General features: G+C 71.4%; 15 protein-coding genes. 9 read left to right on the top strand and 6 right to left on the bottom strand.

Annotated features, from left to right (window positions below; all coding sequences use genetic code 11):
• The first annotated feature begins 236 nt into the window (after positions 1-236).
• Entirely contained in the window at positions 237-629 is a 393-nt protein-coding gene (locus tag ACFVTH_RS01390) for an SHOCT domain-containing protein (protein WP_387085946.1), read from the top strand.
• Between the two features lie 81 nt (positions 630-710).
• On the opposite strand, the gene ACFVTH_RS01385 is transcribed toward ACFVTH_RS01390, so the two are convergent.
• Complete coding sequence (locus ACFVTH_RS01385) at positions 711-1637, bottom strand: Ppx/GppA phosphatase family protein (protein WP_387085944.1); 927 nt, start codon at positions 1635-1637, stop codon at positions 711-713.
• A 109-nt stretch (positions 1638-1746) separates the two neighbouring features.
• On the opposite strand from ACFVTH_RS01385, the gene ACFVTH_RS01380 reads away from it, so the two are divergent.
• Genes ACFVTH_RS01380 through ACFVTH_RS01365 form a run of 4 tightly spaced genes read left to right on the top strand, consistent with a single transcriptional unit; the run spans position 1747 to position 6189 of the window.
• Positions 1747-2343: a TetR/AcrR family transcriptional regulator gene (locus ACFVTH_RS01380; RefSeq protein WP_387085941.1), complete on the top strand. Its 597-nt coding sequence runs from the start codon at positions 1747-1749 to the stop codon at positions 2341-2343.
• Positions 2340-3614, top strand: a complete 1275-nt coding sequence (locus tag ACFVTH_RS01375) for an MFS transporter (protein WP_387085938.1) — start codon at positions 2340-2342, stop codon at positions 3612-3614. Before ACFVTH_RS01380 ends, ACFVTH_RS01375 begins: the two co-directional genes overlap by 4 nt.
• 5 nt (positions 3615-3619) lie before the next feature.
• Positions 3620-4864, top strand: coding sequence for an alanine racemase (locus ACFVTH_RS01370; RefSeq protein WP_387088671.1), 1245 nt, complete (start codon positions 3620-3622; stop codon positions 4862-4864).
• Positions 4861-6189, top strand: coding sequence for a D-arabinono-1,4-lactone oxidase (locus ACFVTH_RS01365; protein WP_387085935.1), 1329 nt, complete (start codon positions 4861-4863; stop codon positions 6187-6189). The genes ACFVTH_RS01370 and ACFVTH_RS01365 overlap by 4 nt, the downstream gene beginning before the upstream one ends.
• A gap of 55 nt (positions 6190-6244) precedes the next feature.
• Here the strand turns inward: ACFVTH_RS01365 and ACFVTH_RS01360 are convergent, their stop codons facing one another.
• The 4 genes from ACFVTH_RS01360 to ACFVTH_RS01345 form a co-directional block, all read right to left on the bottom strand.
• Complete coding sequence (locus ACFVTH_RS01360) at positions 6245-7096, bottom strand: trypsin-like serine protease (protein WP_387085932.1); 852 nt, start codon at positions 7094-7096, stop codon at positions 6245-6247.
• Positions 7097-7181: 85 nt separating this feature from the next.
• Positions 7182-7916, bottom strand: coding sequence for an ABC transporter permease (locus tag ACFVTH_RS01355; RefSeq protein WP_387085929.1), 735 nt, complete (start codon positions 7914-7916; stop codon positions 7182-7184).
• On the bottom strand, positions 7913-8704 hold the full coding sequence (locus ACFVTH_RS01350) for an ABC transporter ATP-binding protein (RefSeq protein WP_387085926.1): 792 nt from the start codon (positions 8702-8704) through the stop codon (positions 7913-7915). Before ACFVTH_RS01350 ends, ACFVTH_RS01355 begins: the two co-directional genes overlap by 4 nt.
• 32 nt (positions 8705-8736) lie before the next feature.
• Positions 8737-9366: a TetR family transcriptional regulator gene (locus tag ACFVTH_RS01345; protein ID WP_387085923.1), complete on the bottom strand. Its 630-nt coding sequence runs from the start codon at positions 9364-9366 to the stop codon at positions 8737-8739.
• 131 nt (positions 9367-9497) lie between these two features.
• On the opposite strand from ACFVTH_RS01345, the gene ACFVTH_RS01340 reads away from it, so the two are divergent.
• Together ACFVTH_RS01340 and ACFVTH_RS01335 are read left to right on the top strand one after the other, a co-directional pair.
• The gene (locus tag ACFVTH_RS01340) at positions 9498-10064 is read left to right on the top strand and encodes a LemA family protein (RefSeq protein WP_387085920.1); all 567 of its coding nucleotides are present in this window, start codon (positions 9498-9500) and stop codon (positions 10062-10064) included.
• A gap of 9 nt (positions 10065-10073) precedes the next feature.
• Positions 10074-10949 carry a M48 family metalloprotease gene (locus ACFVTH_RS01335; protein WP_387085917.1) on the top strand — a complete coding sequence of 292 codons (876 nt, stop codon included), beginning with the start codon at positions 10074-10076 and terminating at the stop codon, positions 10947-10949.
• Positions 10950-11002: 53 nt separating this feature from the next.
• Here the strand turns inward: ACFVTH_RS01335 and ACFVTH_RS01330 are convergent, their stop codons facing one another.
• Positions 11003-12211, bottom strand: a complete 1209-nt coding sequence (locus tag ACFVTH_RS01330) for a winged helix-turn-helix domain-containing protein (protein WP_387085914.1) — start codon at positions 12209-12211, stop codon at positions 11003-11005.
• A gap of 105 nt (positions 12212-12316) precedes the next feature.
• Here ACFVTH_RS01330 and ACFVTH_RS01325 point away from each other — a divergent pair, with 105 nt between their 5' ends.
• Both ACFVTH_RS01325 and ilvA read left to right on the top strand, forming a co-directional pair.
• Positions 12317-13552: an AI-2E family transporter gene (locus ACFVTH_RS01325; protein WP_387085911.1), complete on the top strand. Its 1236-nt coding sequence runs from the start codon at positions 12317-12319 to the stop codon at positions 13550-13552.
• On the top strand, positions 13549-14796 hold the full coding sequence (ilvA, locus tag ACFVTH_RS01320) for a threonine ammonia-lyase (protein WP_387085908.1): 1248 nt from the start codon (positions 13549-13551) through the stop codon (positions 14794-14796). The genes ACFVTH_RS01325 and ilvA overlap by 4 nt, the downstream gene beginning before the upstream one ends.
• Positions 14797-14858 lie beyond the last annotated feature (62 nt).

The following is a 14858-nucleotide window of genomic DNA, read 5'->3' as shown; positions in this document are numbered from 1 at the left end:
CTTCAGTCTGGGTTCGAGGCCCAGCGGGAGCACCTCGAGCGTCCGCCGTCCCGGTTCGAGAGCCCGCGGGAGCCCGGCGGTGCGGAAGCCCGGCCGCCGACACGGGCACCGACAGTACCGGCCGCAGCCGCCCACCGATATACCCCGAATAAGGTGATGCGCGCGGTCCCGGCGGGGGTCTAGTGTCGAGGCACTCCGGCGCGACGGTCACGCCGAGGCTCGAAAGGGGCACCACAGTGAACAACAGCTTCTGGGACTTCCTCGTCTGGCTCTTCTGGTTCTACATCCTGATCGCGTGCATCTGGATCTTCATCACCGTCATCATCGACATCTTCCGCGATCACACGCTGAACGGCTGGGCGAAGGCGCTGTGGGTGATCTTCCTCGTGTTCCTGCCGTTCCTCGCGGCGTTCATCTACCTGATCGCGCGCGGCAACTCGATGGCCGAGCGCCGCCTGCAGGAGACGCGGCAGATGCAGGCCCAGAGCGACGAGTACATCCGCAGCGTCGCCGGCACCGGCGGTGCGTCGTCGGCGAGCGAGATCGAGACGGCGAAGCGCCTGCTCGACTCGGGCGCGATCAACGCCGCCGAGTACGAGCAGCTCAAGGCGAAGGCGATCGCCGGGTAGCTCGGCACAGGATCAGCGGCGGTTCGCGCATGGGGGTGCGCGGCCGCCGCTGCTGCGCCGGATGCCCGTACCGGGCGCCGCTCAGTCCATGAGGTCGAGGCGTCGGAGGATGAGCCCCTCCCGGAGCGCCCAGGGCGAGACCTCGAGCTCGCGCACTCCGAATGCGCGCATCGCCTCGGAGAGCACCACCGCGCCCGCCACGATCTGGAACGTGCGATCGGCCGTGATGCCCGGCAGCGCGGGGCGGGCGTCGGCCGGGATCTTCGCGAGCCGCGGCGTCCAGTCGTCGAGGCCGCGCCGCGTGAGGACGTAGCGGTCGTTCGAGCCGACGCCGTCGGCGACGTGGCCGGCGAGCCGCGCGAGCGAGCGGATCGTCTTGGACGAGCCCACGACGTGATCGGGGGAGGGCAGGTCGCGGAACGCGCCGACCTCGCCGGCGAGCAGTTCGCGGGCGTGCGCGCGGAGCCGTGCGACCTGCGCCTCCGAGGGCGGGTCGTCGGGCAGGAACTCGACGGTCGACCGCCCGGCGCCGAGCGGGACCGAGCGCGCGACATCGGGGATCTCGTCGACGCCCTGGGTGAGCTCGAGCGAGCCGCCGCCGATGTCGAAGAGCAGGAGGTTGTCGGCCGACCAGCCGTACCAGCGCCGCACCGCGAGGAAGGTGAGGTTCGCCTCGTCCTCGCCGGGCAGCACCTGCAGCTCGACCCCCGTCTCGCGGGCGACCCGGGCGAGCACCTGCTCGCCGTTCGCGGCCTCGCGGATCGCCGAGGTCGCGAACGGGAGGAACTCGTCGATGTCGGCCTCGCGCGCGGCGGCAGCGGCGGACCCGACGGCCTCGATGATGGCGGCGATGCCCTCGTCGCTGATGGCGCCGTCGCGGTCGAGGTAGCGCATGAGCCGCAGCACCGACTTGTGCGAGGTCATCGGAATGGGGCGGGCGCCGCGGTGCGCGTCGACCACCAGGAGGTGCACCGTATTGGAGCCGACATCGAGAACACCGAGACGCATGTTGCGAGCGTAGTCGCTGCCGAACATGCATGCCGTAGCGTTTTCGTGCATACTGATCCGACTGGGACGATCGTCCCACTTCGTCGGCATCGCAGTCGAGAGGAGCAACGTGGCCCGAATCCCCGCCCCCGAGCGACGAGCTGCGCTCGTCGCCGCTGCGCTCATCGTCGTCTCCCGCAAGGGGCTCGCCCAGGCGACCACTCGTGCGATCGTCGCCGAGGCGGGCATGAGCCTCGCGAGCTTCCATTACGCCTTCGAGTCGCGCGACGAGCTCATCGACGAGCTGATCTCGACGGTGGTCGCGCGTGAACAGCAGGCGGTGACGCCCGAGGAGGTCGAGGGACTCAGCCTGTTCGAGCTCGTCGAGGCGGGCATCCTCCGATACTTCGAGCACCTGAAGGCCGATCCCGAGCACGAGCAGGCGATGCTCGAACTCACCCAGTACGCGCTGCGCTCGCCCGAGCGGCAGCCCCTCGCAGCCGCCCAGTACGAGAAGTACATCGCCCTCGCAGCGCAGTCGCTCGAGCTCGGTGCCGAGCTCGCCGGCGCGCGCTGGACGGTCCCCGTCGAACGCGTCGCGCGCGTGCTCGTCGCCTTCACCGACGGACTCACCCTCACCTGGCTCGTCGACCGCGACGACGACGCCGCCCGGGCGGTCGCGCACGCGGCCGCCGACGCAATCACGAGAATGGCCGACACCCGATGACGCGTGCCGACGCCCCCGGCGCCCCCACCACCCCCGCGGCATTCGCCGAACCGACGCGTCGCATCGGCGCAGGATGGATCGCGTCCTTCGCGACCGTCTGGTTCGGCATCTGGATGGCGCAGCTCACCCCCGTCCAGCTGCTGCTGCCGGCGCAGATCGACGCCGAGCTCCGGCCCGAGCACTGGGTCGACTCCGTCGTCGCGTTCGGCACGATCTCGGGCATCGCGGCGATCGCGACGATCATCGCGTACCCCCTGACCGGCGCGTTGTCCGACCGCACGAGCTCGCGGTTCGGTCGTCGCCGGCCCTGGATCCTCATCGGCGGGCTCGTCTTCGCCGCCTCGCTCGTGGCGCTCGGCTTCCAGACCGAGATGTGGGCGATCGGCACCGCGTGGGTCGTGGCATCCATCGGCTTCTGCATCATGACCGCCGCGCTCACCGCGACGATCTCCGACCAGGTGCCGGTGAACCAGCGCGGATTCGTGTCGGGCTGGATGTCGGCGCCGCAGGCGGTCGGCATCATCGTCGGGCTCATCCTCGTGACCGAGCTGGTGACCGACGCCTCGCTCGGCTACCTCCTGCTCGCGGCGCTCCTGCTGGTGCTCGCGGTGCCGTTCCTCACCCGGCACGACGAGCCGCTCGCGCCGGCGCTGCGCACCCCGATGACGCTCCGCACCATCGTCTCCGGATTCTGGATCAGCCCGAGGAAGCACCCCGACTTCGGCTGGACGCTGCTCAGCCGCGTGCTCGTCTCGACCGGCAACGCGCTCGGAACGAGCCTCCTGCTCTACTTCCTCATGTTCCAGCTGAACGACGAGAACGCCGAAGCCGACCTGATCGTGCTCACCCTCATCTACATGGTGTTCGTGATCCTCGCCTCCCTCCTCGGCGGCAAGCTCTCCGACAAGCTCGGGCGGCGCAAGCAGTTCGTCTTCGTGGCGTCGGCGCTGCAGGCCGTCGCGGCGCTGCTGCTCGGCCTGTTCCCCGACCTGACCGTCGCGATGATCGGCGCCGGCCTCCTCGGCCTCGGCTACGGCTGCTTCCTCTCGGTCGACCAGGCGCTCGCCACCCAGGTGCTTCCCGACGCGACGAGCCGCGGGAAGGACCTCGGCATCATGAACATCGCCTCGGCCGTGCCCCAGGCCGTCGCGCCGATGATCGGCGCCGCCGCGGTCGTCGTCTCGGGCTCCTTCATGCTCGTGTTCCTGCTCGGCGCGGCGCTCTCGACCGCCGGAGCGTTCGCGGTCGCGCGCGTGCGGAGCGTGAGGTGATGACGATGCTCGACCTCCGGATGACCGGAAGCCCCACGACGGACGCCTCGAGCTGGCTGGCCCCGGCCGAGTACTGGCCGCGCCTCACCGGGGCGACCGCCCACCTGGACGCGCCCGTCGGCGCGCTCCACCTCGGGGCGCTGCGGCACAACGCGCTCGACATGCTGCGCCGTGCCAACGGCACCCCCATCCGCGTCGCGTCGAAGTCGGTGCGCGTGCGCAGCGTCATCGAGTCGCTGCTCGAGATGCCGGGCTACCGGGGCGTGCTCGCGTACACCCTGGCGGAGGCGCTGTGGCTCGCCGACACGGTCGACGACATCGTCGTCGGCTACCCGACGGCCGAGCGGGCGAGCCTCGCCCGCCTCGCCACCGACCCCGACTTCGCCGCGCGCATCACGCTCATGGTCGACTCGCCCGCGCAGCTCGACTTCATCGACTCGGTGCTGCCGCCCGGACGCCGCGAGACGATCCGGGTCTGCCTCGAGCTCGACGCCTCCTGGGACGCCCCGGTGCTCGGCCACCTCGGCGTGCGGCGCTCGCCCGTGCACGCCCCGGCCGACGCGGGGGCGCTCGCCGCCTACATCGTGCGCCGGCCCGGCTTCGAGCTCGTCGGCATGATGTCGTACGAGGCGCAGATCGCGGGTGTCGTGAACCGTCCGGCGGGCCGGCCGGTCGACGGCGCCGTCAATCGCTGGATGCAGTCGCGCTCGATGCCCGAGCTCCTCGAGCGTCGCGCCCGCGCGGTCGCCGCGGTGCGCGAGCACGCCGACCTCGAGTTCGTGAACGGCGGCGGCACCGGATCGCTCGAGCGCACCTCGGCCGATCCTGCGGTCACCGAGATCGCCGCGGGGTCGGGACTCTTCGGCGGGCACCTGTTCGACGGATACGAGCACTTCACGCCCGCTCCCGCCGCGGCGTTCGCGCTCGACGTCGTTCGCCGCCCGAGTGCGGCGCACGCGACGATCCTCGGCGGCGGCTGGGTCGCGTCGGGTCCGCCCGCGCCCGACCGGCTGCCGCGCATCGTCTGGCCTGAGGGGCTCGTCATGGAGCCGCGCGAGATGGCCGGCGAGGTGCAGACGCCCGTGTCGGGTCGCGCCGCGCGCCGGCTTGCCGTGGGCGACCGGGTCTGGTTCCGCCACACCAAGTCGGGCGAGCTCGCCGAGCACCTGAACGAGCTCGCCGTCGTCGACGGAGACGAGACGGTGGAGATGATCCCGACGTATCGGGGAGAAGGGATGGCGTTCCTGTGACCGCGACCGGAGCAACCTGGCGCAACTGGGGCCGGACCGAGCAGGTGCGGCCGCTGCGGGTCGAGCGCCCCTCCTCGCCCGAGGCCGTGCAGCGCGCCGTGCAGTCGGCGGCGGCGAGCGGCCTGCGCGTCAAGCCCGTCGGATCGGGCCACAGCTTCACCGGCATCGCCGTGGCGCCGGGCGTGCAGCTCGACCTCACCGAGCTCTCGGGCGTCGTCGACGCCGACGTGGCGACCGGCCGGGTCACCCTGGCGGCGGGCACGCGCCTGCACCAGCTGCCCGCGCTCCTCGCGCCCTACGGGCTCGCGCTGCCGAACATGGGCGACATCGACCGGCAGACGATCTCGGGCGCGACCTCGACGGGCACGCACGGCACCGGGCTCGGCTTCGGCGGCCTCGCCACCCAGATCGTCGCGGCGAAGCTCGTGACCGGCACGGGCGAGCTCATCACCGTCAGCGAGACCGAGCGGGCCGAGCTCCTGCCGGCCGTCCGCCTCGGGCTCGGTGCGCTCGGCGTCATCGTCGAACTTACGCTGCAGCTCGCCCCCCGGTACGTGCTGCACGCGGTCGAGAAGCCCGAACCGCTCGAGCAGGTGCTCGGCGAGTGGATGCCCCGGGTGCAGGGCGCCGACCACTTCGAGTTCTACTGGTTCCCGCACACCGACACCGCGCTGACCAAGACGAACACCCGCCTGCCGGGCGACGCCCCTCGCTCGCCCATCGGCGCGGTCTCGCGCTGGATCGACGACGAGTTGCTGGCCAACGGGCTCTACCGCGGCATCTGCGCGCTCGGGCGGATCGCCCCCTCGACGACGCCGTTCTTCGCGCGCCAGGTCGACAAGATCACGGGTGACCGCGACTTCGCCGACTTCTCGCCGAAGGTGTTCGTCACCAACCGCACGGTGCGGTTCCGCGAGATGGAGTACGCGGTGCCACTCGCAGCCGTGCCCGACGCCTTCCGCGAGGTGCGCGCGCTCATCGAGCGCAAGGGCTGGCGGGTGAGCTTCCCGATCGAGGTGCGCGCCGCCGCGGCCGACGACAACTGGCTGTCGACGGCGCACGGTCGCGACTCGGGCTACATCGCCGTCCACCGCTACTTCCGCGAGGACCAGCGCGAGTACTTCACCGCCGTGGAGGACATCATGCGCGCGTACCAGGGCCGTCCGCACTGGGGCAAGATGCACACCCAGACGGCCGAGACCCTGCGCGAGGTGTACCCGCGCTTCGACGACTTCCTCGCCGTGCGCGACCAACTCGACCCCGAGCGCCGCTTCCAGAACCCGTACCTCGAGCGAGTGCTCGGCGGGGTGCGCGTCACGGCCTGAGCGGCACGAGCGGGGCGGAGCCCGTGGCATCCACCCCGCTCATCGCCTCAGCCGGTCAGAGGCCGAACTCGGCCAGCCACTCGTCGACGACCGGGATCTCGACGCGCTGGTAGCCGCCGAGGTAGCGGCAGTTCGAGGTGTAGCCGTAGCTCGTCACGGCCACGAGCTCGCCGTCGAGGAAGACCGGGCCGCCCGAGTCGCCGAAGCACGTGCCGCCCGTGCCCCATGGGTCCTTCTCGTTGCCGTTGGTCTGCAGGATCTGCGGGGTGAGCTTCTGCCCGGGCATGTCGACGTAGCGCCGCAGGATCGGGTAGCTCTCGGGTTCGGGCTTCTTGTTGTCGCCCTCCTGCCGCACCTCGGTGCCGTAGCCGACGGCCGTGAACAGCGTCTTCGAGAGCGCGCGCTGCGGGATCTCGTCGAGCGTGCCGGTCGCGGCGATCTCGGGGTAGCCGTCGCCGTGCGAGGCGAGCGGCTCGTCGAGCACGATGACGCCGACGTCGTTCCAGTTGCGGGTGTCGGTGAAGTCGGAGTACTCGGGGTGCGTGTACGCGGTGCCCGAGACGTAGCCCGCAGCGGCCAGCTCCTCGGCGGTGTAGCCCGCGGCCGGGTCGGCGGCGACCGGCAGGAACGACGGCGGGGCGTCGTCGAGGAACGTGTCGAAGGTGACGAGCGTCTTGCCCAGCGTGCCGAGCGTGCAGTGCGCCGCGGTGATGACGACGGTCGGCGAGACGAGCGTCGCGCTGCACCGGTAGCGACCCGTGCTGTCGTAGAACGCGATCAGGCCCACGTCGGGGTGGAGCTCGCCGTCGGGCGTTCCGCCCGTCGAGGCCTGGGCCGGAGCGGCGCCCAGCGCGAGTCCGCAGACGGTGGCGGCGACGGCCAGGGCTGCGAGAAGTGGCTTTCGCATCGATCTCTCTTTCGGTCGGGTGAACGGTGTGACGATCATGGCCCGGCCCGGGTGCGCCTGTCGAGAGGGACGCACGAAAGCTGCGTCAGGGGGTGCGTCGACGCAGGGTGATCGAGCCGAGCACGATCGATCCGACGATCCACGCGCCGATCACGAGCAGTTTCGTCGCGATCCACTCGGGCGACTCGCTGTCGGCGGCGACCGCCTGCAGGGCGTCGATCGCGAAGCTCAGCGGCAGCCATTCGCTGATCGCCTCGAGCGCCGCGGGCAGCTGGTCGCGGGGGATGAAGATGCCGCCGAGCAGGATCTGCGGGAACACGAGCAGCGGCATGAACTGCACCACCTGGAACTCGGTGCGGGCGAACGCGCTCGCGAGGAGGCCCAGCGCGGTGCCGAGCAGCGCGTCGGCGACCGCGACGGCGAAGAGCAGCCAGATCGAGCCCTCGATCTCGAGGCCGCACACCCAGACGGCGAACGACACGGCGATCGCGGTCTGCGCGACGGCGAGCACGCCGAACGCGAGCCCGTAGCCGAGGATGAAGTCGCCCTTGCCGAGCGGCATCGACAGGAGGCGTTCGAGCGTGCCGCTGCGGCGCTCGCGGAGGGTCGAGATGCTCGTCACGAGGAACATCACGATGAACGGGAACAGCGCGATCATCGCCGGGCCGATGTCGCTGAACACGTCGGTGTCGACGAAGATCCAGGCGACGAGCCCGATCAGCAGGCTCGGCACGATGAGCAGGAGCCCGATCGTGCGGTGGTCGTGCCTGATCTGGCCGAGTACGCGGCCCGCGGTCGCGAAGGTGCGGGTGAGGGTCATCGGGATGCCTCCTCGTCGGCGTCGCGCGGTCGCAGGTCGGGTTCGCCGCGCTCGATGAGCCTGAGGAACGCCGTCTCGATGTCGTCGGTGCCCGTCACCTCGAGCACCCCTCGCACGGTGTCGTCGGCGAGCAGCGCGCCGTCGCGCATCAGCAGCAGCCGGTCGCAGCGCTTGGCCTCGTCCATCACGTGGCTCGAGACGAGGAGCGTGGCGCCCTCGTCGGCGAGGCCGCGGAACATGTCCCAGAGCTCGACGCGCAGCACGGGGTCGAGGCCGACCGTCGGCTCGTCGAGCACGAGCAGCTCGGGGGAGCCGAGCAGTGCCGCCGCGAGCGAGACCCGGCTTCGCTGGCCGCCCGAGAGCGTGCCCACGAGCCGGTGCTCGACCGTGCCGAGATCGGTGCGCTCGATCACCCGCGCCACGTCGGAGGCCGGTGCCCCGAGGACGCGCCGGAAATACGCGAGGTTCTGCCGGACGGTGAGGTCGTCGTAGACGCTCGCCTGCTGCGTGACGTAGCCGACGCGATGGCGGAGCTCGGGCGAGCCGGCGGGGCGGCCGAGCACCTCGATGGTGCCCGACTTCACGACCTGCACGCCGACGATCGACCGCATGAGCGTCGTCTTGCCGCTGCCGCTCGGGCCGAGCAGGCCGACGATCATGCCGCTCGGGACGGCGAGCGAGAGGCCGTCGAGGACGGCGGCGCCGCCGCGGTGCACCGAGAGGTCCTGCGCGATGATCGCCGCCGGTGCGGACGGCCCGTGCTGCGGGGCATCCGAGCTATTCATCATGTGCCGAATACTTCGCCTCGGGAGACTCGATGTCAAGACCCGGGCGGACGTCCGGTGAGGTGCCACTGCACCGCGGGGCCGACGCGCGCGACCAGCTCCTCGACTGGGAGCGAGGCGATCGGTTCGAACTCGAGCACGTAGCGCACCATGATCACGCCCACCACCTGCGAGGCCGCGAGCTCGGCGCGCAGCTCGGCGTCGCCCGGGTCGCCGACGTCGTCGAGCCGTTCGGCGATGCGGTGCATGATCTCCCGGCGCAGGAACTCGCGCAGCATGCGCGCGACCGGGCCCTGCCCGATCGCCGAACGCAGGGCGGCCACGGCGGCCGGTCGCACGGTCGGCGAGTCCCAGGCGGTGAGGACGGCGCGCACGAGCCGTTCGCCGAGCCCGTCGAGCGGGCCGTCGAGCGCGGTGCGCACCAGGCGGTCGGGACGGAGCGGCGCCTCGACGACCTCCGCGACGAGCCGCTGCTTGTCGTCGAAGTAGTGGTGCACGAGCGCGGGGTCGACGCCGGCGCGGCGCGCGATCGCCCGCATGGAGGCGGCCTCGTAGCCGCGCTCGCCGAACTCGGCCGTCGCCGCGGCGAGGATCCGCGCCCGCAGGTCGCCGGGCTTCCCGCCGCGCGGGCGACCGGGGCCTCGCGGGCTGGAACGCTCCGTCACAGTCTGAGCCTAACCCCGGAGCCTCCACCGGGGTTCCTCCGAGTCTCATGGGAACGGACGCCGCCTCCGAGCGCGCTCGGTAGGATTGCAGAGCCCCGAGATCACAGCCGAACGCACTAGGAGTCCGCGCCATGGAATGGCTCATCCCCGTCCTCATCGTCGTCGCACTCGTGCTCATCATCGGCATCTACCTCTGGGCCACCTACAACTCGCTCGTCACGCTCAACGTGCGCGTCGACGAGGCGTGGAGCGACATCACCGTGCAGCTCAAGCGCCGGGCCGACCTGATCCCGAACCTCATCGAGGCGGTCAAGGGCTACGCCGCCCACGAGAAGAGCGTCTTCGAGTCGGTGACGCAGGCGCGCGCCGAGACCCTGCAGGCGCTGGGGCCCGCTGAGGCCGGCGCCGCCGAGAACCACATGCAGCAGGCGCTGAAGTCGATCTTCGCCGTCGCCGAGGCGTACCCGCAGCTGCAGGCCAGCCAGAACTTCCTGCAGCTGCAGTCCGAGCTCGTCGACACCGAAGACAAGATCCAGGCGTCGCGCCGCTTCTACAACGGCGGCGTGCGCGAGCTCAACACGAAGATCAAGGTGTTCCCGAACACGCTGTTCGTGCGCGGCCTCGGCTTCCACGAGCGCGACTTCTTCGAGGTCACCGAGCCGGCGGCGATCGCCGAGCCGCCGCGCGTGCAGTTCTAAGGGCCGGCGTTGTACCGCGCGATCGCGAAGAACAAGCGCAACACCGTCTTCATCATCCTGTTCTTCCTCGCCGTCATCGGCGGGCTGGGCTGGTTGGCCGCAGTCATCTACCAGGACCTGACCATCGTCATCGTGACGCTCGTCGTGGCGACCGGGTACGCGCTCATCCAGTACTTCACGGCCGATCGGCAGGCGCTGTCGATGTCGGGCGCGGTCGAGATCACCTCGAAGGCCGAGCACCCGCGGCTCTGGCGCACGGTCGAGAACCTTTCGATCACGACGGGCACGCCGATGCCGCGGGTCTTCGTCATCTCGGATCCGGCCCCGAACGCCTTCGCGACCGGTCGTGACCCCGAGCACGCTGTCGTCGCCGCGACCACGGGCCTCCTCGAGATCATGGACGACGCCGAGCTCGAGGGCGTCATGGCGCATGAGCTCGGGCACGTGCGCAACTACGACATCCGCCTGTCGATGATCGTGTTCGGGCTCGTGGTCGCGGTCGGGTTCATCTCCGACATGCTCGTGCGCATGGCCTTCTTCGGCGGTCGCAACAACAACTCGAACCCCGTCGTCATGATCTTCGGGCTCGTCGCGATGCTCATCGCACCGCTCGTCGCGAGCCTCGTGCAGCTCGCCGTCTCGCGTCAGCGCGAGTACCTCGCGGATGCCACGGGGGCGATGACCACCCGTCACCCCGACGCGCTCGCCCGCGCGCTCGCGAAGCTCGAGGCGTACGGTCGTCCGATGAAGCGGCAGAACTCGTCGATGGCCCATCTCTGGATCGCCGACCCGTTGAAGCCGGGCGTCATGGACCGCCTCTTCGCGACCCACCCCCCGATCGCCGACCGCATCGAGCGTCTCGAGAAGATGGGCGGCAGCTTCTAGGCAGCCGCGAGCCTGCTCGGCGGCTACGGGCCTGCTCGGCCGCCCCGGGCCTGCTAGGCGGCCGCGAGCTCGCTCGCGAGCGCGGGGGAGAGGTCGCCCCGGCCGGCGACGACCACCTCGTCGAGGCCCTGCCACGTCGCCGCGCGCTCGAGGACCGGCACGAGCCGGGCCGCGGTCTCGGCGGGCGCACCCGGTTCGACCCACGCCGACTGCACGCGCAGCGTGCGCGCCCTGCGGTCGCTCTTGAGGTCGACCCGGCCGACCACCCGGTCGTCGACGAGCACGGGCAGCGAGTAGTAGCCGAACTTGCGGTCGGGCTCGGGCGTGTAGATCTCGATGCGGTAGTGGAAGTCGAAGAGTCGCTCGGTGCGTGGCCGGAACGACACGACGGGGTCGAACGGCGACAGCAGCGCGACCTGCTCGATGCGACGGGGGCGGTGGGCGTCGCGGTGGAGCCAGGCCGGCGTCGCACGCGAGCCCGTCTGCCAGCCGGGCACCTCGACCGGCAGCAGCTCACCGGCGTCGACGAGCTCGGCGACGGCCTGCCGCACCGGCGCCCGCTTCATGCGCCAGTAGTCGGCGAGATCGGCCTCGGTCGCGATGCCCTGCGCGGCGGCGGCGCGGGCGACGAGCTCGCGCACGGCGTCGGCCTCTGCCGGGGCCGAGCCGAGGAGCTCGGCCGGCAGCGCCTGCTCGGGGAGGGCGTAGACGCGCTCGAAGCGCACCCGGTCGACGCAGATGACGTCGCCCGTGCGGAACATCATCTCGAGCGTGCGCTTCACATCGGACCAGCCCCACCACGGGCCGCGCCGCTCGTTCGCGTCGTGCTCGATCTCGCTCGCCCGCATCGGGCCGTTCGCGGCGAGCTCGGCGCGCAGCCACACCGCGAGATCGCGCTGCTCGGCGACCCAGCCGCCCCAGTCGCTGCCCGATCGCCGGTACTCGTCGCGGCGGAACTCGAACAGCGGCCAGAGCTCGCGGGGGATGTAGGCGGCCTGGTGCGCCCAGTACTCGACCATGCGCCCCTTGCGCCCAGAGGTGATGCGGTCGAGCAGCCCCCGGTCGTAGTGGCCGACGCGACTGAAGGCCGGCAGGTAATGGCTGCGCTCGAACACGTTGACCGAGTCGATCTGGAGGAGCCCCAGCCGGTCGACCACCCCGTTCAGGGCGCGGGTGCCCGCGGCCTCGGGGCGCGGGCGGGCGAAGCCCTGCGCAGCGAGGGCGATACGGCGGGCGAGAGCAGGACTGACGACGTCGACCATGGTGCATCCGACGTTACCGCCGACGACCGACACGGCGCCCGACGTTCACGGTCCGGTCGCACTCGACATGCCGAACCGTGCATACGCGGTGCCTAGACTGGACGAATGGCGGACTCGACGGGTGGGGCGGGGCAGCGCGGCCGATGGTCGCGACGATGGGCCGGACGAGCAGCCGAGGGCTCGCACAAGGCGGTCGAGCCCGTGCGCGATCCCGTCGAGTCGATCCCGTTCGGCATGCGGCTCGCGGGGGCCTGGTCGTGGCGCCTCCTGCTCATCGGCGGCGTGCTCGCGGTCGTCGTGTTCCTCGTCATCCAGCTCCGCCTGATCGTCATCCCGATCCTCGTGGCGGTGCTCCTGAGCGCGTTGCTCGTGCCGTTCTCGGGGTTCCTCCAGCGGCACCGCTGGCCGAAGTGGGCCGCCGTCGCGGCGGCCATGCTCTCGGCTCTCGCCGTCGTCGGCGGGCTCCTCACCCTCGGCATCTGGCAGATCGCCCGCGGCGCCGACGAGCTCGCCGCCCAGTCGCTCGTCGCGTGGGACCAGTTCCGCGAATGGCTGCTCGAGGGCCCGCTCCACATCACCGAGGCGCAGCTCAACGACCTCGTCGAGCGCGCGGTGACGGCGGTGCAGCAGGACATGGGCATCATCTGGAGCGGTGCGCTCTCGGTCGGCTCGAGCCTCGGGCACTTCCTCGCCGGCATGCTGCTCGCCCTCTTCGCGACCCTGTTCATGCTCATCGACGGTCGCGGCATCTGGAACTGGATCGTCGGCATCTTCCCGCGGCGCGCCCGCGCCGCCGTCGACGGCGCCGGTGGAGCCGGCTGGACGACGCTCCAGAACTTCGTCAAGGTGCAGATCCTCGTCGCGACGATCGATGCGGTCGGCATCGGGCTCGGAGCGTTCTTCCTCGGCCTGCCCCTGGCGGTGCCGATCGCGATCCTCGTCTTCCTCGGCTCCTTCATCCCGATCGTCGGTGCCGTGGCGACCGGAGCGCTCGCGGTCTTCGTCGCGCTCGTCTACAACGGCTTCTGGCCCGCCGTGATCATGCTCGCCATCGTGCTGCTCGTGCAGCAGGTCGAGGGGCACGTGCTGCAGCCGCTCATCATGGGCACCGCGGTCAAGGTGCACCCGCTCGGCGTCGTGCTCGCGGTGGCCACGGGCTCGCTGCTCGCCGGTATCCCCGGTGCGCTCTTCGCCGTGCCCGTCGCGGCGGTCGTCAACGTCATGATCCTCTACGTCTCGGGCGGCGCGTGGAAGGACGACGCGCCACCCTCGACCGCCGACGTGCGTTCGCCGCTCTGGCGCACCGTGCCGCAGCGACCCGGATTCCAGCGAGGAGAATGAACGACGTGAGCACCACCGTCGCGGGGCCGACCCTCGCCGAGTTCGAAGCCGCTCGCGAGGTCGTCGCGCGCGTCGCGCGTCAGACGCCGATGGAGTCCTCGCGCCACCTCGAGCGGCTGTTCGGCGCCCCGGTGCGCCTCAAGTGCGAGAATCTGCAGCGCACCGGCTCGTACAAGCTGCGCGGGGCCTACAACCGCCTCTCCTCCCTCTCCGAGGAGGAACGTGCCCGTGGCGTCGTCGCCGCCTCCGCGGGCAATCACGCGCAGGGCGTCGCCTACGCCGCGCGCGAGCTCGGCATCCGCGCGACGATCTTCATGCCGGTCGGCGTCGCCCTGCCGAAGCTCGAGGCGACACGCGCCTACGGCGCCGACGTCGTGCTCGCCGGCGCGTCGATCGGCGAGACGCTCGACGCGGCCGCCGCCTTCGCCGACGAGACGGGCGCGGTCATCATCCCGCCGTTCGACCACCACGACGTCGTCGCGGGCCAGGGCACGCTCGGCCTCGAGATCCTCGAGCAGGCGCCCGACGCGACGACCATCGTCGTGCCGATCGGCGGCGGCGGACTCGCCGCCGGCATCGCGAGCGCCGTGAAGCAGCGGGCCGCGGCCGAGGGGCGCACCATCCGGGTGATCGGCGTGCAGGCCTCGAACGCGGCGCCGTACGTCGCCTCGCTCGCCGCGGGCTCGCCGCAGCAGGTGCCCGTCGTGCCGACCATCGCCGACGGCATCGCGGTCTACCGCCCCGGCGCGCTGAACTTCGAGATCATCCGCGACACGATCGACGAGATCGTCACCGTCGGCGAGGACGACATCGCCCGCGCGCTGCTCGTGCTGCTCGAGCGGGCGAAGCTCGTCGTCGAACCGGCCGGTGCGGTCGCGGTCGCGGCGATCATGACGGGTGCCGTGCCGAACGACGGGCCGGCGGTCGCCGTGCTCTCGGGCGGCAACATCGACCCCCTCCTCGTGCAGCGCGTCATCGCGCACGGCCTCGCCGCCTCGGGCCGCTACCTCACGGTGCGGATCGGCCTGCCCGATCGCCCCGGCCAGCTCGTGCGCGTCGCCGAGCTCGTCGCGGGCACCCACGCGAACGTCGTCGAGGTGATGCACACTCGGCACGGTCGGGGCATGCAGATCTCCGAGGTCGAGATCGACATCTCGGTCGAGACCCGCGGCCCCGCGCATCGCACCGAGGTCGTCGAGGCGCTCCGCCGCGCCGGTTATTCGCCCGTCGTGCTCGACGACTGAGTCACAGCACCGTTTCAGGAGAAAGCACGCTGCTCAGGACGATTCCCCGCGAATCGTCCTGA

The organism is Agromyces sp. NPDC058104 (assembly GCF_042884835.1).
GTDB lineage: Bacteria > Actinomycetota > Actinomycetes > Actinomycetales > Microbacteriaceae > Agromyces.
Note: the sequence above shows the minus strand (reverse complement) of the source record. Positions and strands in the feature narration are given on the sequence as shown.